We start from the raw sequence: 21,249 nt of genomic DNA on the forward strand, positions 1-21,249 counted from the left end.
GCACCATCCCCTGCCCCCCTCAACCCGCCGAAGTGGAGAGGCATGTCGACCCACGAACACGCAAGCCCCACCCGCGCCTGGCCTGCCCCCACCCAGACCGCCGAGGAGATCTTTACCGAAGTCTTCCGCACCAACCACTGGGGATCGCCGGAGTCGGTCTCCGGGCCCGGATCCGAGCTGCGACAGACCGAAGCGGTCCGCGGCGCCCTCGCATCCGTCCTGGCGCGGTACCCGATCCGTACGATCACGGACGCCGGCTGCGGAGACGTCAACTGGATCCGCCACGTCGACGGCTTCGACCGGCTGGACGCGTACGTCGGCCTGGACGTCGTCCCTGACCTCGTCGAGCTGAACCAGAAGCGGTACGGCAGCGAGCGGATGTCCTTCCAGCAGGCCGACCTCAGCCGCGACGAGATCCCGGCCGCGGATCTCGTCCTCACCCGCGACTGCATGGTCCACCTCACCCATCACGAGGTCCTGGCGTTCCTCGCCCGCATCGCCGCCAGCGGCTCCACCTACCTCCTTGCCACCACGTACACGGATCTGACGGAGAACCGCGACACCACGGACGGCCACTGGCGCCCGCTCAACCTCCAGGCGGCCCCTTTCCACCTCCCGTCGCCCATCGAGCACTTCGACACCGACTTCACCGACAACGGGCGACACCACCCGGGCAACGGTCTGGGGCTGTGGAGGATCGAGCAGCTCGCCACCCGCACGACCTGAACCACCCATCACTGGCGACCCAGGAAGTGAGACACGATGGCCACGCACGACGCCCAGATAGCATCTCTCCTCGACCAGCTCGCCCTCGCCCTCGCCTCCCCGGCGACCACGCACGGCCTCGCGCGCACGCTCAGGGCGGCCGCCAAGGAGGCCGAGCTGCACCGCCACCACCGAGCCAGCCTCGCTGGCCTGCCCGACGGCGTCCTCCAGGCCAGCCCCGCCAAGGTTCAGATCGGCGGCGGCGGTCACCGCATCGACGGCTTCTTCAACATCGACATCGTCCCGCCGGCCGACCTTCTGTGGGACGTCCGCGAGGGCCTGCCTCTCGCCGACGAGAGCACCCAGGAGATCTTCTCGGAGCACTTCCTGGAGCACATCGACTACCCCCGCTCCGCCAAGACCTACGCCCGCGAGGCGTTCCGCGTGCTCACGCCCGGCGGCCGTCTCATCACCGGGGTCCCGGACGCGGCCTTCGTGCTCAGCCAGTACCCGGCCGGCCCGGAGCAGGCCGAGGAGATGATCGCCCGCTGGTACGCCAAGCGGGACTGCCGCAAGGACATCAACACCTACCTCGACCTGATCAACTACGTCTTCCGCGACCAGGACGACGACCCCACGTACAACCCGCACTACTGGGCCTACGACTTTGAAAAGCTCAGCCAACTCTTCACCGAGGTCGGCTTCGCCGCTGTCGAGCCCTGGAGCTTCGACCCGAGCGTGGCCAACCCGAAGCGGCAGTGGGCGAGTGTCTACGTCGTCGCGACCAAGTAGGCAGCCTGACGTGCTTACGGAACTCGCCTTACGACATCGGTGATCCCCCGACATCGCCGACCTCGCCCGCGGCGGTCGTCCGGCCCCGGCAGCCACGGACGATGCCAACACGTCGGGCGGCTTCGGCTGGCTCTACTGCGGGCGGAGGGGGACGCGCGTTCTCTGGAGCGGCCCGGCAACCATCGCCACCCCCAAGCACCGATGTGCGCCTGCAAGCCGTGCATCAACACGCTCCAATAGCTGGTCCGGCAGTCCATCCTCCTCGGCAACGCGGCGGCTGGCTCCTGTGGCAGGACGAGCCCTCAGCCGCCGAACCACCCCACGCACGGCGAACAGGCAAGCATCTCGGCCAAGGCCGGTTCCTGCGCGGCCGTTAGACCCCCGCCCGGCCAGAGCCGCGCTCATGTCGAGAAGGCTGCTCACGCCGTCCCGCGAGTCGTTCGTCCCCAACCCCATTACCGCCCCAGCGGGTGGACTCCCTTTCCGGAGGTACGAAGGTGACAGTCGGCATCCCTGCCTCGTATGCGGTTGCGCTGTCCTACTCGTCCGAGGCTGGCCGAGTGAGGCAGCGGTGAGCCCCCGCCCCGCCTTTGACCGGAATCCGGCGTTCGACGACGGCCCGCTGCGCAAGGTGGTCGAGGACGCGGCGATGGGTCGCTGGGAAGGCGCCCGGGAGCTTCTGGCCGCGACGGGCGCGGACTGGGACCGGCGGGTCTTCCGGCTCCAGGTCCTCGCCCGCGCCGGAGTGCGACTGACCTTCGCGGACACCTGGGCGCAGGCCGAACCCCGCTCGCCGCACGCTCTTGCCCTGCTCGCCCATGTTCAGGCCCTGCGATCGATGGCGGACGGCCGGGCCCGTGGCCGCAGCGAGGCGATGGAACGGGCGTGGGAGGCGTGCGACGCCGCGGCCGACGCCCTGCCGCCGGACCCGTCGCCGTACATCGTCATGCTCGCGCTGCTCCGCTTCCACTCTCCTGACCGTGATCCGGCCTGGCGGGCCACCGTACGGCAGGTGTGGGAGCAGGTGGAGCAACGAGACCGGTGGAGCCGCGAGGCGCACCACGAGCTGCTTACCTACATGTTCCCCGCCTGGCACGGCACGGGCGGCGAGATGTTCCACTGGGCCCAGGAGCGGTGCGCGCAAGCGCCCCAGGGCCTGCCGCTGCACGTCCTCCCGTTGGTCGCCCTAGCCGAGTCCCACCGGCAACGGATGAAGAAGGACGGGCATCGATACGGGCTGACCGTGCATCCGTGGACCGACAACCCTTCCACCTGGCAGGCGTGGGACAACTGGTGGGCCTACCGGGCCCCGACCCGCCTGCACGCCGGCTTCCACGAGGACGCCAACTACCTTGCCCACGCCCTGTCGTTCGCGAACCGGCATCGGGAAGCCGCCGAGGTCTTCGACGCCATCGGCCCGTACGCCACAGATGTGCCGTGGAGCTACTGCGGCGACGCCCGGACGCTGTTCTCGCGGCATCGCGGCTGGGCGGTGAAAGCGTCCGCACCGTACCCGCATCGGCGCTGATCAGCGCGCCGCTCGTGTCCGCGGGCGGCGCCGAATCCCCTAAATCACTGACCCTGAGAGGGCACCCCTATGCCTTTGGACATACCCAGCGTGACTCCCTCCGAGGAGGAGCGCCTCGCCGAGCTCGGCATCACCCAGACCCTGGACCGCTCCATGTCCGGGAAGCAGAACTTCGCCGTCTCGTTCACGATCATCAGCATCCTGTCCGGCTGCCTGACCATGTACGGGTTCGGCATGAACGCCGGCGGGCCGGCCCTGATCATGTGGGGATGGGCGTTCGTCGGCCTGATGACCCTCTTCGTCGGGCTGTCCATGGCGGAGGTCTGCTCCTCCTACCCGACGTCCGCCGGCCTCTACTTCTGGGCCCACAAACTCGCCCCGCGCAGGTCCGCTCCCGCGTGGGCCTGGTTCACCGGCTGGTTCAACACCCTCGGGCAGGTCGCCGTCACCGCGGGCATCGACTTCGGCGCCGCCTCGTTCCTCAACGCGTACCTGAACCTCGAATTCGGCTACGCCGCCACGCCCGGCCACACGATCGTCCTCTTCGGCCTCATCCTGCTGCTCCACGCCCTCGTGAACACCTTCCGCGTGCGGATCGTGGGCTTCTTCAACACCGTGTCCGTCTGGTGGCACCTGATCGGCGTGGTGGTGATCGTCGGCGCGCTGCTCGCCGTGCCCGGCAGGCACCAGTCCCCCGGGTTCGTGTTCACCGAGTTCGTCAACAACACGGGCTGGGGCTCCGCCGTCTACGTCGCTCTCATCGGCCTGCTGATGGCCCAGTACACGTTCACCGGCTACGACGCGTCCGCCCACATGACGGAGGAGACGAAGAACGCCTCCGTCGAAGGGCCGAAGGGCATCGTCCGGTCCATCCTCGTCTCGTGGGCCGCCGGCTTCGTCCTGCTCTTCGGCCTGACCTTCGCCATCCAGTCGTACACCGGCGCCCTCGGGTCCGGAACAGGAGTGCCTCCCGCGCAGATCTTCCTCGACGCGCTCGGCGCGAGCACGGGCAAGCTGATGCTGCTCGTCGTCATCGGCGCCCAGCTGTTCTGCGGCATGGCCTCCGTCACCGCCAACTCCCGCATGATCTACGCCTTCTCCCGCGACGGCGCGCTGCCCTTCTCCACGGTGTGGCACAAGCTCAACCCCGGGACACGTACGCCGACCAACGCGGTCTGGCTGGCCGCCGGCGGCGCATTCGTCCTCGGCCTGCCCTACCTCTTCAACAGCACCGCCTACGCGGCCGTGACGTCGATCGCGACGATCGGCCTGTACATCGCCTACGTCATCCCCACCTTCCTCCGCCTCCGCCAGGGAGAGCTCTTCCAGCGCGGCCCCTGGCACCTGGGCCGCTGGTCCAAGCCCGTCGGCGTGCTCGCCGTCGCGTGGGTCGCCGTGATCACTGTCCTGTTCATGCTGCCGCAGTCCGCCCCGGTGACCGTCGACACCTTCAACTACTCCCCTGTCGCGGTCGGCGTGGTGCTCGCCTTCGCCGGCACCTGGTGGCTCGTCTCCGCCCGCAAGTGGTTCCTCAACCCGCAGCATCCGAAGAACGACATGGCCCAGCCCATCGGCAGGTCGGAGAGGACTTCTGCCTGACGCCGACGGTCAGCCGCCTTCGCCCCCCGTGATCGACGTCAAGAAGGGGAACTGCTCGGCAACACCAAGCGGGACGCGAAGCGACTGACGGCTGCCGCCCCATGACCAGGCCCCGGCCGGGAGCGTCCCACTCTCGGCCGGGGACACATCACCACCCCCCCACGGAGCCCTGCTGCACGACCGCTCCATCGAAGACCAGGAGGCATCCGCCATCGCCTTCTGGCTCGACCACTGGCAGAGCGGGAAGCTGCCGTCGCTCATATGAACCCTCCCCGCTGCTGGCACCTGTCACCTGCACCAGACAAGATCACCAACTCCTGGTGCCGACGTGTTGGCGGCGGCTTCCGCTCTGAACACCAGGACACAGGAGACGTCCGGGTCGCCTGCCAGCCGCTTCGGGCAACCAAAGTGAGGCGTTCGCAGCGCTCCTGCTGACCGCCTACAGCCGCAACGACCGAGCATCGGCGTTTCGGCCAACCCGCCCCCGCCGACGCGCTCTTGCGCGGCAAGGGTCGGTGCACTGCGCACCTTCGAAGAACCGCTGAACCCCGGGGTGCGCAACCCGACCGAAAGACACGTGTTCGAAATCGCGGCGGCGTCGTTGGACACGCCGACGCCACCACCACGCCTCCGAGAGGGAACACATTGACGCAAGTCGAACCAGGCGCCGACGAGACCAAGGACCCGTCGAAGGCAGCCGCGACGGCCGCGACCAACATTTCGGACGCCGAGCGCGAGCTGTACGGCGGCCGGCTGCGCTACGACCAGTCCTACGTCCGGCACGAAGGGCCGCTGACCCGACTGGGCTTCGGGCACATGGCAGCGGCGCTGCCCCGCATGGTGGGCATGGTGCTGCGCACCGGCTGGCAGACGGACCGGCGGGCGCTCGCTGGGGTCGTGGCAGCCCAGCTCGGGCAGGGCTTGACGACGGGCTGGGGGCTGGTGGCGGTCAACAGCGTCCTCACCCAGCTGTTCGCCGACGGTCCGACCGCGGACAAGCTCCGCGACGCCCTGCCGTCGCTGGCCGTGCTCGCAGTCACAGCGGTGGCGACCGCGGTGCTGTCGGCGTGGTCGACAGCCATGTCAGGCCGGCTGGAGCCGCAGGTAGAGCGGGCGGTCTCCGCCCGGTACTACACGGCCGTCACCCACGTCGAGGTCGAGGCGACCGAGCGACCGGAGGTCCAGCGGGTCCTGGAGGCAGGGAAGTTCGGCACGGATTCGGCCCGCAGCATGCTGCGGCTTTCGGTCGGCGTGGGCAGCGTCGTGATCGGCATGGCGGCGGCCGCGGTCGTACTCGCGGCGCTGCACTGGGCGCTGCTGCCAATGCTGCTGGCCATCGCCCTCCCCAAGGGATGGGGAGCGGTCCGCTCCGCGCGCCGCGAGTACCTCTCCCGCCTGAACTGGGTCGACCACCGCAGGGCGATCGCCTCCCTGCTCGCCTACCTGACCCGCCCGCACGCCGCCGGGGAGATCCGTGTACACGCCGCTGGCACCAAGCTGCTGTCCAGCTACGAGGAGATGTCGAGGCAGACGGAGGCGGAGCAGCGGCGCCTGGCCCGGGCACAGGCTTCCACAGACCTGATCGCTGGCGGCTTCGCGGGGCTCGCGTCGTTGGCCTGCTACGGGGTGCTGTGGTGGCTCCTGGCGACCGGTGGTCTGCCGCTCGCCGTCGGCGGCACGGCGGTGATCGCCATCCGCACCTCGACGGCACGGCTCACGTCACTGGTACAGCAGGTCAACCGCTTGTACGAGGAGCTGCTGTTCCTCACCGACACCGAGGACGCCATCAAGGTGGCAGGCGAGAACGCCATCCCGTCCGCCGGTGCGCCGCTGCCCACACCTACTCGGGAGGTGCTGGCGGAGGACGTGTCGTTCACCTACCCGGGGGCCGATGGTCCTTCGCTGAAGGGTGTGAGCGTGCGGGTTCCCCGGGGGAAGGTGACGGCCTTGGTGGGTGCGAACGGCTCGGGGAAGACCACGCTCACGAAGGTGCTGGCCGGAGTGCTGCTGCCCTCCGAAGGGGACGTGTGGTGGGTGGGTGAGTCGGGCGAGCGGGTCGAGCTTCGTGAGGCGGACCGCTCCCAGGTCTTCGGCGCCGTGGGTCTGCTGGCGCAGGACTTCCCGCGCTGGGAGATGACGGCAGCCGCGAACGTGGCCATCGGGATCGGCGACCGTCCACGGGACATGGACCGCGTTCGCCAGGCCGCCAACGAGGCGGGCGTGCTCGACCTGATCGAGGGCCTGCCGCACGGCTGGGACTCGATCGTGTTCAAGGGCTACGAGCGGGGTGTCCAGCTCTCGGGCGGACAGTGGCAGAAACTGGGGACCGCTCGAACAAGGTACCGGCAGGCGCCGTTCCTGCTGGTCGACGAACCGACGTCGGCGCTCGATCCCCATGCGGAAATCGCCGCGTTCCAGGGGCTGTGGTCCCTGGCCGCGGAAGGGCACGCGGTCGTCCTCGTCACCCACCGGCTCGCCGCGACCATGAACGCCGACCACATCTACGTCCTCGATCAGGGGCGCGTCGTCGAGGACGGCACCCACGAGGACCTGATGGCCCGCGAGGGCGGCCTGTACCAGGGGATGTTCTCCGCCCAGGCCGCTCAGTACGGACTCGCGCCCGCCGCCGACATGCTTCCAGGCCCCCGCAGCGCCCAGGCGCCCGACCACGAGACGGCGAGCTGACCACCTACGCGACCTCCACCAGCCCGGCCCCGCAGCACCCCGCCCCTACGTCGAAGGCGAGACGACGCTCATGCCCCCCAGCTCCTCCTCGATCTGCAAGACCATCGAGGCGTACCTCGGCCGCCACCCTGATGAGCGTGATGCCTTGGCCGGGCTGCTCGCCGCCCTGGACCTGCCCGTCGACGTGACCGCCCGCACGACGCTGCCCGGCCACATCACGTGCAGCGCCGTCATCATCGACCGCCACTGCCGGGTGTTGCACATCCGGCACCGGGTCACCGGCCTGATGCTTGCCCCCGGCGGCCACATCGAGCCCGAGGACCGCACGCTGCTCGCCACGGCGCTGCGTGAGGTGGCGGAGGAGGCCGGGATCGCGCCCGGGGCCCTGTGCCTGACCCGGCAGACGCTCGGCTCCCCGGTCGACATCGACGTCCACGACATCGACGCCAATCCCTCGAAGGACGAACCAGCTCACCGGCACTACGACTTCCGCTACGTGTTCCACCTCGCCGGCGACGAGCCGCCGGCGATCACCCTGCAGGACGAGGAGGTGTCCGGCGTCCAGTGGATCGCCGTGCCGGACGTCGCCTCGCCAACGCTGCGCGCAAAGCTCATCCAGACGGAGTTGGACGGGCAGCCGGAGCCGGTGAACGCGTCCGCCCTGATCCATGACGGGCGGGGCCGGTACCTGCTCCATCTGCGCGACCACAAGCCCGGCGTCATCTGGCAGCCGGGAGCGTTCGCCCTGCTCGGCGGCGGCCGCACGCACGTCGACCAGGACCTTGAGAGCACGCTGCTGCGGGAGCTGTCCGAGGAGGTCCCCGACCTCCTCCTGGAGGACGTAAAGCCGTACGCCGTGGAGACGGCCACCAGCGTCGACGGCCTCAGCGTCCCGATCCAGGTGTTCACCGGCATCTGGCGCGGCGACCCAGACCGGCTCCGGCTGCACGAGGGCGTGCTGCTGCGCTGGGTCACCCCCGACGTACTGGACCGGCTCCGCCTGAGCCCCGCGACGCGCGACCTCATCCGCCGGCACGCGGCCGAGAACCCTCCGGGCGGTGCGCCCGGCGCCACCACTCCGTTGCACGAGGGAGGCAGCCGGCCCGTGCTCAACGGCATCGGCGTCCACCTCCACCTGGAGGACGACGACGGACGGGTGCTCCTGGGCCTGCGCCACCCCAACTCGGCTTTCGCCGGGAACACCTGGCACTACCTGGCAGGCAAGTGCGAACAGGAGTCCGCGGTCGCGTGCCTGGTGCGAGAGGCGCGGGAGGAAGCCGGTCTGGTCATCGACCCCGCGGACGTGGATCTCGCACACATCGTGCACGTCGTCGACGCCCCGGGCGGACCGCCGTTGATGCAGCTCGTGTTCCGCGCCCGCCGCTGGAAAGGAGAGCCGAAGGTCCTGGAGACCGACAAGTGCCTGGCCTGGAAGTGGTGGCCACCCCACGAGCTCCCGGACCGGCTCGTCTCCTACACCCGGACGGCCCTGGCAGGCATCGCCGAAGGCCGCGTCTACTCCCAGTTGGGCTGGTGAACGGCGTGAGCACGCCTACCGGGAGCGGGGCGCGCCCTGTCTGTCCGCGGGCCGGGGCCGCTGGGGGTGCCGGGATGAGTGCCGAGTCCGATGTCACGGCCGTGGCCGGGGTCCTGGCGCTGCTGTATCGGATCACGCCGGCCGCGGTCGTCGAGGGCCCGGCGGGAACGGCGACCCGTAACTACCTGGCCGAGGACCGCGAAGGCGTGCGGTGGTTCGTGAAGGCGTACCCCCGTGGGACCGACCTGGCCGAGGAGCAGCAGGCGCTGGCCCTGGGTGAGGCGGCCAGGGCGGCCGGGGTTCCGGTGCCGGCCGTGCGGCGGTCGGTGTCCGACGAGGTGATCGCGTCGGCCGGCGCGCTGTCGGTGTCCGTGGCGGAGTACGTCGCGGACGCGGAGACGGCCGAGGGCGGGTTGTCCGGTGGCCGGTGGGATGCGGTGGGCGAGGCCGTGGGCCGTCTGCACCGGGCCCTGGCCCGCCACCCTGCCGGGCCACCGCGCCCTGTTGCGGCCCGCAAGGTCTGCGACGTCGCGCGGGCCGGACGGCGGCTGGAGGAGCTGCTCGCCCGCTGGTCCGCCGCACCGCCGGCTCCGGGAGGGTTCGACGCCTGGTGCGCTCAGACCGCGAAACAGCGGCTTGCCGCTCTTCCCGATGTGGCGGCCCGACTGGAGAAGCTGCCGGTCACGCTGACGGCGCAGGTCGTGCACGGGGACCTGGCCTCACCGAATCTGCTGCTGCGCGGTGAGAGGGTCGCAGCGGTGATCGACTTCCGGCCCCCGGGGCATCGCAGTGCCGCCTGGGAGCTCGGCCGAATTGTGCTTGACCCGCGCACCGTGCTGGCCCACCCGGACGGATGGGTCCCGGGCCTGGCCCGTGCGGTCGGCGCCTACCGGGCGGCGAACCCGCACCTTCTGGCCCAAGATCTCCTCGCCGTGCCTCGCGTCGCCGCCGGGTACCTGGCCTGCTCGGTCTATCCCCTGTCCGAGCCGCTGAACGACCCGGACGCGGTCACGCCGGCGCTTGAGGCGTACGGGCGCGCCCGGCACGAGGCCGCGGGCGTGCTGTGGGAGCGCCTGGAAGAAGCCGAGGAGGTGCTTCGTGACGTCCTGCGCTGAGCCCCCCGCCCCACCCGCTCCCTCCGGAGCTTCGCTGTGGCGGCACCGCGACTTCCGCCGGTACCTGACCGGCCAGACCGCGAGCGTGGCCGGCAGCTCGATCACCCAGATGGCGCTGCCGGTGCTGGCCGTGCTCCACCTGGACGCCACGACCGCTCAGGTCGCGTGGCTGGCGTTCCTCGGGCAGCTCCCGCCCGCTCTGCTCGCCCTGCACGCCGGCGCGCTCGCTGACCGATACTCCAAGCGCCGGCAGATGATCAGCAATGACCTGGTCAGCGCCGCGGTGCTCGCCACCATCCCGGTGTCGGCCGCGCTCGGCAGGCTGACGCTGTCACAACTCATGATCGTCGCCGTGGTCCAGGCAGCGGCGGGAGTGCTGCACGACGCTGCGGCCATCAGCCTCCTGCCCAGCCTCGTCGATCGGTCCCTGATCCAGCGGAGCAACAGCCGGGTGGGCGCGCTGTTCGCGGTCGCCGCGACCGGCGGAAGCCACCTCGGCGCCCTGCTGACCGCAGTGCTCGGCCCCGCCCGGGCTCTGCTCGGCGACGTCGCCTCCTACCTGGTCAGCGCCGGATGCACCGCCCGCATCCAGGCCCGCGAACCCGAACGCGACCGCCCGCAGAGTGGCCGACTGCGCGACGAGATCGGCGAAGGTCTGCGGTACGTGCACGGTGACGAACGGCTGCGGACCCTGACTTTGGTCAACGCCACAACCTCCTTCGCCCTCGGGCTCCTGAACACCCTGTGGGCGCTGTACCTGTTGAGGTCCCTCGCGATGAGCGCGACCGCCTTCGGCCTAGTCCTGGGGCTCGGTGCGCTGGGCGCGGCAGCCGGGGCGCTCGCCGCCCCCGCGCTGGCCCGGCGGCACGGCCCGGGACCGATGATGCTGGCCGCGCTCGCCATCACCCCTCTGACCCAGCTGCCGTTGCTGCTCGCCTCCCCCGGCCTCGGCTGGCAGATCGCAATCGGTGCCGCGCTGTTCCTGCAGCTGGCCTGCGCCGGTGCCGCGGGCACCACCCAGCGATCGATTCGTCAGATCATCACCATGACCGAGATGCAGGCGCGGATGCAGGCCGTGAGCACCTGGCTGACGTCCGGCGCCCGCCCCGTGGCCGCGCTGCTGGCCGGAGGACTCGGAACCTGGATCGGTGTGCGGCCCGCACTCACCGTCGGGACATCCCTGCTGCTCGTCCCCCTCATCGTCCTCGCCTGGTCCCCGCTACGCGCGCTGCGACAGATGCCGGACCCACCGGCCGGCCCAGCCGACGCCCGTGCGCAGTCCCCGCTCGCGCCCCCGCCATCCAGCCCAGCCGTGCCGGAGCCCGCATGTACTGACGACGCCTGGCAAAACAGCTCACGGGGCGGTGATGTGGCGTGAGCGAGGAAGCGAACGCGGCGGCAGCGGTCGTGTCCTCCGCTCCTCCCGAACCGCCAGATCCCCTGGAGATCACCGTGCCGTCGCACCACACCGCGTCTGTAGCACCCCGCACGGATCCGGAGTCCGCCGTCGACGACTCCCAGGCAACGACCGCCCGGGCAGCGATGGTGGCCCGGCTGGAGGAATGTGGTGACGTGGGGCCCGGTCCCGTACGTGAGGCCCTGCTGGCGCTGCCGCGCGAGATGTTGATGCCGCAGGCGTACGTGCGGCGCTCGGCGCCCGACGAGACGCCGCCGCGCTGGGATGCGTTGGACTGGGCGCGGCCGGACGACAGGGACGAGCTGCTGCGTCTGCTCTACAGCGGGGACAGCGTGGCAATCCAGCACGACGGCGAGCCGGTCCTCGGCCGGATCCCCGGGCCGCGCTCCGGGGGCGCCATGACCGCGATGTCCAGCACCATGGGCATGACCGCCGACCTGCTCCAAAGGCTGGACCTGCGGCCGGGGCAACGGGTACTGGACGTCGGCACAGGAGCGGCGGTCACTGCCGCGGTGGCGTGCTTCGTGTGCGGCCACGACAGGATTGTCACCGTCGACGTCGACCTCCACGTCAGCGAGGCCGCAAGGGCCCGGCTGCTGGAGCTCGGCTACCGGCCCGCCGTGGGGACCGGGGACGGCACCGCAGGATGGTCCGAGACCGCGCCATACGACCGGATCTTCGTGTCCTTCGCCGTGCCCCGGGTCCCGCCTGCCCTGGTGAGCCAGCTCGCGCCGGGCGGGCGGGCGCTGATGACTCTGGGAACTTCGTCGCCGTCCTGGCCGGACCTGGCTGTGGTCACCAGGACGTTAGCCGGGGCGGTGGAGGGCACGCTGGTCGCGGTGGAGTTCGGGCACCGCGGAGGGTGGGGCTTCGACCGGCTGTTCCTCTCACGCAAGTTCCGCGACCGTATCGCCACCTCGCGCGGCGACTGGACCCAACGAACCCGACTGGAGCCCCCGCCGGACACCGCGCGGGGCCTGTGGCTGGCCCTGGATCACCACTTCCCCGGGCTGGTCCGGCACTTCGGCGCCGAGGATCTGACGATCGGGGCGCCTGAGTGCGGTTCGTGGATGCGGGTGCGTCCGGCCGGCTACCGCCGCTGGGACGTCACCGTGGCGGGGCCTCGCGACATCTGGGCGGAGATCCAGGACATCGCCAGCCGCTGGCGAGCTGCCGGATCACCACAGACGTACCGGCTTCAGATCGGCGCCGACGGCACGCAGCGGGTGACCACCGACAGCGGCGCCCTGTCCTGGCTCCTGCCCACCCCACGCTGTGACAACGGAGAGACACGATGACCCACCCTCAAGTCCCCAGTGCTTCCTCCTCGGAGAACAGCTTGTTCGGCACGGCGGCCGCTGGCTACGCCCGCTACCGTCCCGGCCTGCCGGACGCGGCGGTCCGCCTCCTGGCCGCCACTCAGCATGGTGTGCCCGACCCTGTCCTGCTCGACCTGGGGACCGGCACCGGCCAGGTGCCCCTCGCGCTGCGGCCCGTTCTGCACCGGCTGGTGCACATCGACCTGGTCGACGTGAACCTGCAGATGCTCCACCAGGCCCTCGCCGCGCTCGAGCCGGTCCGCGGCGCGTGCACAGTGGCCGCTTTCACTGGTGAGGCCCACACCTTCGTTCCCGCCCGGCCCAACCAGGCACCCAGTCTGATCACCTGCTGCAGGTCCTTCCATTGGATGGACCGCCCATCCGTATTGCGGATGGCGGACCGGGTGGCCGCGCCGCATGCCGTTGTGGCGATCATGGGAGACGGCAGCCTCTGGACCCACCAAGCGGACTGGACGGCCGCCCTGCGGGAGCTGATCCAGACCTTCCTGGGCCCGGACCGGCGCGCCGGCACCCACGGTACGTACACCGGGCCACCCCGTTCCTACGAGGACGACCTCGCCGACTCCGCGTTCAGCAACGTGGCCGAACACAGCTTCCCCATCGCCCGCTCCTGGGCGCCCGAGGACGTCCTCGGCTACCTGCGCACCACGAGCTTCGCCCGCGCCGCCCTGTTCGCCGACCGCCAGCAGGACTTCGAGGCCGAGGCACTCCAGCTGCTCCACGCGCATGCCCGCGGCGGTGTCCTGAAGGAGTATGCGGTCTTCACCGTGCTGCTCGCCCGCCGGCCTGGCGGTGACGCATGACCGGCAGCCAGCGGCACACCGAGCCGCTCGACGTCCACCTGATTGCGGTGCGCGACGGCACAGCGGGGCACGAGGTGCTGCTCTCTCGACGGGCGGGCGACGTCTACGCCGCCGGTTGCTGGCACCTTCCGTCCGGACATCTGGACGGCCCGTGGGAGGACATGGTCACGGCACTGGTGCGCGAGACCCGCGAGGAGACCGGCGTCGTGGTCGACCCGACCGATGTCCGCGCGGCCGTCACCGTTCACCACCGCTCACCCGGCGGCAGAGCACGCGTCGGAATGTTCTTCGAGGTGCGACGCTGGCATGGCACCCCGCAGGTCACGGAACACAAGGTGTGCGATGCCATGGGCTGGTTCTCGTTCGACGAGCTGCCGGAGCCAATGGTCGCGTACTGCCGGGCGGGGCTGGACGCCTATCGGGCCGACGCACGCATGGGCGTGCACTTCCAGGAGCCCGGCGATCCGATCGCCTACGACCCGGCAGTCGACCGGCTCGTCTTGGTCCCAGACCACGGCAGCCACGACGCCGTCCCGGAGGATGCCGTGCGCGACTTCGCTGAGCAGGCGGTGGGCCGCATCGCTGACTGGACAGACGTCTCCTGGGCGCGTGAGGAAAGCCGCGTCTGGCGGGCGCGCGCTGCCGAGGGTGGCGAGTGGTACGTCAAGATCCACCAGAACCAGCGCTTCTACCAGCGCGAAGTGACGGCCCTCCGTGGCTGGGTCCCCGCCCTCGGCGCGGCCGCACCCCGCCTGGTGGCCGCCGACGCGGGCCTTCGGGCGGTGGTCCTCACTGCCGTGGGGGGCCGTTCCCTGCACGGCGCCACGTACCCGCCTGAGCAGCAGCGTCGGATCTTCCACCGCATTGGGCAGCTCGCGGCGGCCATCCACACAAGCGCCCCGTCCCGGCCGGCCTCCGGCACGCTGCCCCTGGGGAATCTGGAGCGGCACCTGGACGGAGCTCGGCTCCATCTCGCGCCCAGGGATGAGGTGTTCGTCCGCGCCATGGCCGAGAAGGCCGCCGACCTGCCCGATTCGGATGTGGTGCCCACGCACGGCGACTTCCAGCTACGCAATCTGCGCTGGGACGAGGACGCCGGCGCCTTGTATGTAATCGATTTCGAGCGTTCGGAGGAAGGTCTGGCGGTACGCGACTTCGTACGGCTGTCCGATGCGTGGCACGGCCGTCCCGACCTCCTTCAGGCCGTGATGGACGGCTACGGCCGTTCCTTCACCCCGGCGGAAGAAGCCCAGTTCACGATCCTGTCCGTGCTGGACGCCGTCTCCGGCATCTCCTACGGCGCCGCTCACGGCGATCCCGAGCTGGTGGAGCGCGGCCGCCGCGCATTGGCCCGGCTCCGTGCCGCGCAACGCCCTTGACCACCACCGCACCTACGCATTTGAGGAGCAGCACGTTGACGTACACGGCCCGCGATCAGTGGGACAAGCACTACAGCGACGGCAAGAACTTCCGGCAGGTCGGTGAGCGCGAGCGGGAGCTGCTCGCCGAGTACGCCCCCGCCCCCGGCGGCGATGGCCGGGCGCTCGACGTGGGGTGCGGGACTGGGGAAATGAGCGTCTTCCTCACCTCCCTCGGTTACACCGTGGACGCCGTCGACTTCGCCGGCAGCGCGATCGCCCGGGCCCGCGAGGAGCACGCCGACGTCGAGGGCGTGCACTGGCTGCATCTGGACGTCGAGCGCGACGACCCGGCCCCGCTGGACGAGGAGGGGTACGACCTGGTCGTCATGCGGTTGATGTACCCGTTCCTGAAGGACCGCGGTCGCGTCCTGCATGGGCTGGGCGAGCGGCTGCGGGACGGCGGCGCTCTCGTCGTCATCACACCGGTGGTGGAGACCACGCCTGAGGAGCGGCGCGGAATCGCCCTGGACGATGACGAGATCGCCCTGCTCTCCGCTGGCTGGAAGGCGGTGGAGCGGCTGGACGCGGACGGCCTGGCCTTCCTGGTCCTGCGCGGTCCCTGCCACGCCGACGCCCGGGCCGTCGAGAAGAGGCCGACCACGGGCCATGCCCTGACCGGCGCTCTCGCCGTCGTCACCGACGATGCCGGCCGGGTGCTGCTCGGCCAGTCCCGGCGCGGAATGCTCGAGCTGCCCGGCGGCAAGACCACCGGCCCGGAGGACTTCGCCGCCGCGGCGGTGCGCGAACTCGCCGAGGAGACAGGTCTGGTCGCCGAGCCGGGTGACGCGTACGTGGTGATGATGCTCGTCGACGACAGCCACGGAATCCCCCGACTCACGGCGGTCGTCCGCATCGCCGCCTGGACGGGAGTCCTGGCCAACGGTGAGCCGAGGCTGTTCGACCGGTGGGAGTGGCATGATCTGCACGCCCTCGCCTGCGTCGGCGACATCTTCACCCCTGCCGCGCAGGCGCTGGACGCCGTCTGGCCCGCGGTCATTCCCGACCTACCGCCGGTAGCCTCCTATCCCATCGCCGTCGACCAGCCGGCCGTACCAGGTGAGCCGGCCGAAGCCGGCCGGCTGCGCCACGCGATGGCCAAGACGGTCATCGACGGCGGCTGGGCCCCCTCCGAGCCGGTCCGCAGCGCGCTGCGGACCGTGCCCCGCCACCGCTTCGCCCCGGAAGCGAACCTGGCGGCCGCGTACGACGGTGGCGACCGGGCCGTCATCACCCGGCACGACGAGACCGGGACAGCGATCAGCGCGGTGTCCGCGGCCTGGCTCCAGGCCGACATGATCGAAAATCTGTGCCTGACACCGGGCGCGATCGTGTTCGAGGCGGGATCCGGCGGCTACAACGCCGAACTCATCGCCCACATCGCCGGCCCCGAGGGCCGCGTGGTGACCGTCGACATCGACCCGTGGGTCGTACGCCGCACCCGCCGGTTCACCACGGAGGCCGGCAGCGGACGCGTCACCGCCGTCGAGGCCGACGCGGCCCTCGGCGCCCCCGCACACCTCGTGCCGCGCGGCGGCTTCGACGCGAGCGTGATCACCTATAACTGCTGGGACATCTCCCCGGCCTGGCGGGAGCAGCTGGCCGAGGGCGGACGCCTGGTCCTGCCGCTGGAGATCGGCGGCTACACCCGGGCGATCGCCTTCGAGCGGCGCGGGCAGGTGCTGGAGGCCCGGCGCTTCACGTACTGCGGCTTCGTGCGGGACCAAGGACAGCAAGCCCGCACCATTCCCGTCACCGGCCTCCTCGACGGTGAGCTGACGCTCCGCTTCGAGCACGGCGACGCCGCCGAGCCGGCGGGCCTGGGGGAGGCGCTACGCGGACCGCGGCACGAGATCGCCACCGGCGTGACCATGGGGGCGGGCGCCTACTTCGGCTCCCTGCAGCTGTACGCAGCCACCACCCTGCCTGGCTTCTGCCGGCTGGCCGCCCACCAGGACACGGGCGTCACCGATATCGCGAAGGACCAGGACGCACCGGCCGTCGTCGGCGACGCCTCACTCGCCTACCTGATCCACGTCCAGACCCGGCACGGCGAGCTCCCCGAGGACAAGGAGTGGGAGTGGTTCGTCCACGCCTTCGGTGAGCAGGGCCCGCAGCTCGCTGAGCAGTTGGCGGCCACGGTGCGGGCGTGGGACCGCCACGTACGCGCCGACGAAAACGACAAGCACGCCGATCCCGTCCTGACCGTCCACCCGGCTGGCACCCCCGACGCTCTGCTGCCCGCCGGGCACGTCTTGGACAAGGAGCACTGCCGCCTGGTGTTCCAGTGGCCGGGCCGAGACGGGCACCTGCCAGGTCCGGCTCGGCACCACCGGGCCCCCGCACCTGCACCGGTGCTGGAAGACAGGTGACCAGGCCGCGCAACACCACCTGATCGACAGCGCTTCCCGACCGCAGCTCACCGCCACACGGCAACGCGCACGCACTACAAGCTCACGGAGACCAGCACCCGTCATGACCGCCAGCCCCTCCACCCGCTCCCTCCGGCTCGGCACCCGTCCGAGCCCGATGGCCATGGAGCAGACCGACCGGTTCGCCCATGCCTTCCGCACCCGGTACCCGCACGTCCCCCTCGACATCGTCACCATCACCTCCGAAGGGGACCAGCACCGCGGCCCACTCGCCCAGATCGGCGGCAAGGGCGCCTTCACCCGTCGCGCCGACGAACACCTCCTCAACGGCAGCGTCGCGGCCACCATCGCCTGCGCGAAGGACCTGCCAGGCCCCCACGACCGCAAGCCGGGAATCTCAACCGGCGCGGTCCTGCCCCGGGAAGACGTCCGCGACGCCCTGGTACTGCCCGCCGGGCACCCACCCGCCACGCTCGCCTCACTACCGCCCCGCACCCGGGTCGGTACCAGCGCTCCCCGCCGCGCCGCCCTCCTCAAAGCCCTCCACCCCAAGCTGATCGCGGTGCCGATCCGGGGGAACGCCGACAGCCGCCTCCGCGACCTGGATTCCGGCGTACTGGGCGCCGACGTGATGATCGCCGCCCTCGCCGGTCTGCGCCGCCTCAACCTCGCCGACCGCGCCGCCGAGATCTTTGACCCCACCGTGTGGCTACCCGCCTCCGGCGCCGGGATCGTCGTCATCGAGCACCGCACCGACGACCACGCCACCGGCAACGTCCTCGCCCCACTCACCCACTCCGCTACCCGGATCCTCCTCAACGCTGAACGCGCCACCCTCGCCGCCCTCCACGGCAACTGCCTGACCGCCGCCTCCGCCTACGCCACCCTCAACCCGGCAGCCGACTTCGTCACTGTCCACGCGGTAGTCCTCGACCCGGAAGGAGGCACCCCGATCCGCACGACCACCACCGGTCACGCCGACTACCCCGACGCCGTCGGCCAACTGGCCGCTCAGCAGCTGCTCGACGCGGGAGCCGCGCACCTCCTGGGAGCCCGTCCATGAACCGCAGCGCACCACCCACCGACCGGGCGGTGTTCACGCCGCCCAGCGAGAAGGCCGACCGAGTACGGATGCGTACGGCACACCGAGCCGCGGCCCGGGCGTTCGCGGTGAGGGCGGGCGGGCCGGAGGCATGGGGCTGGCAGGGCCGCACTCTCAGCCGCCGGGCTGGCCGCTGGTGGCTCCGCGTGGTCTGCGCGCCCGAGGACAAACGCGGGAGCCGGCTATGGGAGGGAAACGCCTCCGCCGACGCGTCCCTTCCCCGCACAGTGCCACGGCCCCGCCTCCATCAGGTCAGCGAATGGACCCGTAGGGGCCACGCCTACCGCGCCGAGCTCTCCGAGTACATCGCTCAACCGGCCCTCCAGACCGGCGGCCCCGTCTTCACCTCCGAGGCCAACCTGCCGAACTCATGGTGGGGTGATCTACGCACCGCCCTCGCCACCACCGCGACGGTGCCAACCGACCGCCAAGCCGTACGCCGGCAGTGGATCGACCGCAACTTCACCCGCTTCCTCGGCATCCCCACACCCGCAGCCATCTCCTGGACCACCGGCCACGGCGACCTGCACTGGGCCAACCTCACCGGCCCACCGCTGGTCATCCTCGACTGGGAGGGATGGGGCCAGGTGCCCGTCGGGTTCGACGTCGGGCTCCTCCACGCGTACAGCCTCACCCGGCCGGCCACGGCCGCCCGGATCCGCGCCGAGTTCGCCCACGTCCTGGGCACTCCCGCCGGGCGGACCGGCGAACTCGTCGCGCTCGCCCAGCTCCTCCAGGTCGCCGGTCGCGGCGGCCACCCGGAGCTCGCTCCCCACCTCGCCCGCCACGCCGAGCACCTCACCGGCTCCCCAGTCCCCGTACCGTGACCGCCCCCGGAGGTCCCCGTGCTGCCCAGCTTGCTTGCCGTCTTCGCACACCCGGACGATGAATCCCTCCTCGCCGGGGGCGTCCTCGCCCAGCATGCCGCGGCCGGGGCCCGCACGGCGGTCGTCACCGCCACCTGGGCGCCGGACAGCCGCCGGGCTCCCGAACTCGCCGACGCACTGGCCGTCCTGGGCGCCGGCACCCCACGCCTGCTCGGCTACAACGACGCCCGCAACCCCGAGGCGGCCCCCGGCCGGCCTCGGCTCGTCGACGCCTCCCTCGACGAGGCAGTCGGCCACCTCGTCGCCCACCTCCGCGACTTCAAGCCCGACGTGGTCATCGGCCACGACGCGGTCGGCCAGTTGACCGGCCACCCCGACCACGTACGCACGCACCAGATCACCCTGCTCGCCGTCGAAGCGGCCGGCCTCGCCCACCTGCATCCCGAAGCGGGCCTGCCCTGGCAGCCGGCCGCGCTGTACGCCGCCACGCACCCCGAGTCCGGTGTCGGCCTTCTCGGCCCGCTGCTTGAAGGGGCGGGCAAGGCCGTCCTCGCGGTACCGGACTCATACGTGACCACCAGCGTCGACGTCACCTCCTGGGCCGACGTGAAGTGGCGAGCGATCCTCGCGCACCGCGGCGAGGTCGCAGGCGAGCGGCCCCTGCCCGGCATCCTCGCCCGCCTTCCCGAAGCCGACCGCAACCAGATCATCCAGACCGAGCACTTCACCCGCCTCACCCCCGGCCCCACGAAGGGCAACCCAGCCCAGTTGAGTGTCTGACACCCCGCCCGCGTGTCAGCCGCCCACGAGCAAGTACTCACTGATCGGAGAGAGATGACGACGACTTCTGCGCCCGACGAACGTCCCAGTGTGGCGATGAACGAGGCTGCGTACGGAGCGTTGCGCGCCTCGGCCGCCCTGTGGGCCGGATCCTCCGTCCTGATCACCAACCAGCGAGGGCAGGTCCTGCTCCAGCGCGTGACCTACCGCCCCACCCACCTGCTGCCCGGCGGCGCCGTCGACAAGGGCGAATCCCCCGCCCAGGGCGCCGCCCGAGAGCTGGAGGAGGAACTCGGCGTCACGGCGACCGTCACCCGCGGGCTGGCTCTCGACTGGGTCTCCCCCGCCGGCCGCACAACGCCCCCCGCCATGAAGTTCCCCGGCGAGCTCTTGCACGTCTTCGACGGCGGCGTCTGGGACGAGGAGCAGATCGCGGCGATCCGGCCCGCACCAGGCGAGATTGAGGCCGTCGAGTTCGTCGAACCCGCCGACCTGCCCGCTCTGATGTCTCCGGGCGACGCCCGCCGCGCCCTGTCCGCGCTCCGCGCTCGCATCAGCGGTGCCGGTCCGGCGTTCCTTGAGGACGGGCTCCCGATCGCCCCCACCGTGCTTGACCGGGTCGGCGTCCTGCGCACCGCCCGAGCCCGTCACCACTTCCCTTTCCACTCCGTCCCCGTTCCCAAGGACCTCGCGGTTCGCCAGTCCTGGGCGTGGACCTTCGCCCCGGACGGGCGAGTCCTCGTCTTGCTCGACCCCGACAGCGGCGCGGCCTGCCTGCCCGGCGGCACACCGGAACCCGCGGACCACGCAGACCCCGAGACCACGTTGATCCGTGAAGCCCGTGAGGAGGCCGCCGCCGAGCTCGCCGACACCCGGTATCTCGGGTACCTGTCCGACGCCGACGAACCCTGTGCGCGCGTCCGCTACGCCGCCGCCCTCACGAGCCTCGGCCCGGCCTCTGTCGATCCGGCCACCGGTCGCACCTACGTCCGGATCCTGGCCACCCCGGAGCAGGCCCTGCAGTTCTTCGACTGGGGGCCACCCGCGGCCGAGCAGCTCCAGGCGGTCCATCAGGCCCGCGTCCTCCTCGGCATTCCCCAGGCGGGTCGCCAGCCCGTCACCGAACTCGCTGACAGCACCTCCTGGTAGCAACGCTCCCCTGCAACGAATCGAGCAACTGATGACAGCCGCCTCCTCGACCGGCCAGCCCTCCTTGCCGGCCGTCCCAG

Annotated in this window: 16 protein-coding genes; all 16 read left to right on the top strand. The window is 71.3% G+C overall.

Annotation, left to right across the window (positions count from 1 at the left end; all coding sequences use genetic code 11):
- Positions 1-42 precede the first annotated feature (42 nt).
- Positions 43-726, top strand: coding sequence for a class I SAM-dependent methyltransferase (locus tag IE326_RS25635; RefSeq protein WP_190043141.1), 684 nt, complete (start codon positions 43-45; stop codon positions 724-726).
- Positions 727-762: 36 nt separating this feature from the next.
- Positions 763-1,497 carry a class I SAM-dependent methyltransferase gene (locus tag IE326_RS25640; RefSeq protein ID WP_190043142.1) on the top strand — a complete coding sequence of 245 codons (735 nt, stop codon included), beginning with the start codon at positions 763-765 and terminating at the stop codon, positions 1,495-1,497.
- A 571-nt stretch (positions 1,498-2,068) separates the two neighbouring features.
- Positions 2,069-3,025, top strand: a complete 957-nt coding sequence (locus IE326_RS25645; protein WP_229915617.1) for a hypothetical protein — start codon at positions 2,069-2,071, stop codon at positions 3,023-3,025.
- Between the two features lie 69 nt (positions 3,026-3,094).
- Positions 3,095-4,624 carry an amino acid permease gene (locus IE326_RS25650; RefSeq protein WP_190043143.1) on the top strand — a complete coding sequence of 510 codons (1,530 nt, stop codon included), beginning with the start codon at positions 3,095-3,097 and terminating at the stop codon, positions 4,622-4,624.
- Positions 4,625-5,377: 753 nt separating this feature from the next.
- Positions 5,378-7,309: an ABC transporter ATP-binding protein gene (locus IE326_RS25655; protein ID WP_190043504.1), complete on the top strand. Its 1,932-nt coding sequence runs from the start codon at positions 5,378-5,380 to the stop codon at positions 7,307-7,309.
- Between the two features lie 70 nt (positions 7,310-7,379).
- Entirely contained in the window at positions 7,380-8,846 is a 1,467-nt protein-coding gene (locus IE326_RS25660; RefSeq protein WP_190043144.1) for an NUDIX domain-containing protein, read from the top strand.
- Positions 8,847-8,920: 74 nt separating this feature from the next.
- Positions 8,921-9,961 (top strand): phosphotransferase enzyme family protein, encoded by a 1,041-nt coding sequence (locus IE326_RS25665; RefSeq protein WP_190043145.1) that lies wholly within the window; start codon positions 8,921-8,923, stop codon positions 9,959-9,961.
- Positions 9,945-11,339, top strand: coding sequence for an MFS transporter (locus IE326_RS25670; protein ID WP_190043146.1), 1,395 nt, complete (start codon positions 9,945-9,947; stop codon positions 11,337-11,339). Before IE326_RS25665 ends, IE326_RS25670 begins: the two co-directional genes overlap by 17 nt.
- Positions 11,336-12,676: a methyltransferase domain-containing protein gene (locus tag IE326_RS25675; protein ID WP_229915618.1), complete on the top strand. Its 1,341-nt coding sequence runs from the start codon at positions 11,336-11,338 to the stop codon at positions 12,674-12,676. The genes IE326_RS25670 and IE326_RS25675 overlap by 4 nt, the downstream gene beginning before the upstream one ends.
- Positions 12,673-13,521, top strand: coding sequence for a class I SAM-dependent methyltransferase (locus tag IE326_RS25680; protein WP_190043147.1), 849 nt, complete (start codon positions 12,673-12,675; stop codon positions 13,519-13,521). Before IE326_RS25675 ends, IE326_RS25680 begins: the two co-directional genes overlap by 4 nt.
- On the top strand, positions 13,518-14,900 hold the full coding sequence (locus IE326_RS25685; RefSeq protein WP_190043148.1) for a phosphotransferase: 1,383 nt from the start codon (positions 13,518-13,520) through the stop codon (positions 14,898-14,900). Before IE326_RS25680 ends, IE326_RS25685 begins: the two co-directional genes overlap by 4 nt.
- A gap of 35 nt (positions 14,901-14,935) precedes the next feature.
- Complete coding sequence (gene fxlM, locus IE326_RS25690) at positions 14,936-17,311, top strand: methyltransferase, FxLD system (RefSeq protein WP_190043149.1); 2,376 nt, start codon at positions 14,936-14,938, stop codon at positions 17,309-17,311.
- Positions 17,312-17,414: 103 nt separating this feature from the next.
- Complete coding sequence (hemC, locus tag IE326_RS25695) at positions 17,415-18,374, top strand: hydroxymethylbilane synthase (protein WP_190043150.1); 960 nt, start codon at positions 17,415-17,417, stop codon at positions 18,372-18,374.
- Positions 18,375-18,640: 266 nt separating this feature from the next.
- Positions 18,641-19,240 (top strand): phosphotransferase family protein, encoded by a 600-nt coding sequence (locus IE326_RS25700; RefSeq protein ID WP_229915619.1) that lies wholly within the window; start codon positions 18,641-18,643, stop codon positions 19,238-19,240.
- 18 nt (positions 19,241-19,258) lie between these two features.
- Positions 19,259-20,020 carry a PIG-L deacetylase family protein gene (locus tag IE326_RS25705; RefSeq protein WP_373310264.1) on the top strand — a complete coding sequence of 254 codons (762 nt, stop codon included), beginning with the start codon at positions 19,259-19,261 and terminating at the stop codon, positions 20,018-20,020.
- 96 nt (positions 20,021-20,116) lie between these two features.
- Complete coding sequence (locus IE326_RS25710) at positions 20,117-21,169, top strand: NUDIX domain-containing protein (RefSeq protein ID WP_229915620.1); 1,053 nt, start codon at positions 20,117-20,119, stop codon at positions 21,167-21,169.
- Positions 21,170-21,249: the final 80 nt, after the last annotated feature.

It is taken from the genome of Streptomyces filamentosus (assembly GCF_014654895.1).
Taxonomy (GTDB): Bacteria; Actinomycetota; Actinomycetes; order Streptomycetales; family Streptomycetaceae; genus Streptomyces; species Streptomyces filamentosus.

Bases quoted from the DNA above. Each gene is read 5' to 3' on its own strand.
- IE326_RS25635 (WP_190043141.1), top strand. From the start codon at position 43: ATGTCGACCCACGAACACGCAAGCCCCACCCGCGCCTGGCCTGCCCCC.
- IE326_RS25640 (WP_190043142.1), top strand. From the start codon at position 763: ATGGCCACGCACGACGCCCAGATAGCATCTCTCCTCGACCAGCTCGCC.
- IE326_RS25650 (WP_190043143.1), top strand. From the start codon at position 3,095: ATGCCTTTGGACATACCCAGCGTGACTCCCTCCGAGGAGGAGCGCCTC.
- IE326_RS25660 (WP_190043144.1), top strand. From the start codon at position 7,380: ATGCCCCCCAGCTCCTCCTCGATCTGCAAGACCATCGAGGCGTACCTC.
- IE326_RS25665 (WP_190043145.1), top strand. From the start codon at position 8,921: ATGAGTGCCGAGTCCGATGTCACGGCCGTGGCCGGGGTCCTGGCGCTG.
- IE326_RS25680 (WP_190043147.1), top strand. From the start codon at position 12,673: ATGACCCACCCTCAAGTCCCCAGTGCTTCCTCCTCGGAGAACAGCTTG.
- IE326_RS25685 (WP_190043148.1), top strand. From the start codon at position 13,518: ATGACCGGCAGCCAGCGGCACACCGAGCCGCTCGACGTCCACCTGATT.
- hemC (WP_190043150.1), top strand. From the start codon at position 17,415: ATGACCGCCAGCCCCTCCACCCGCTCCCTCCGGCTCGGCACCCGTCCG.
- IE326_RS25710 (WP_229915620.1), top strand. From the start codon at position 20,117: ATGAACGAGGCTGCGTACGGAGCGTTGCGCGCCTCGGCCGCCCTGTGG.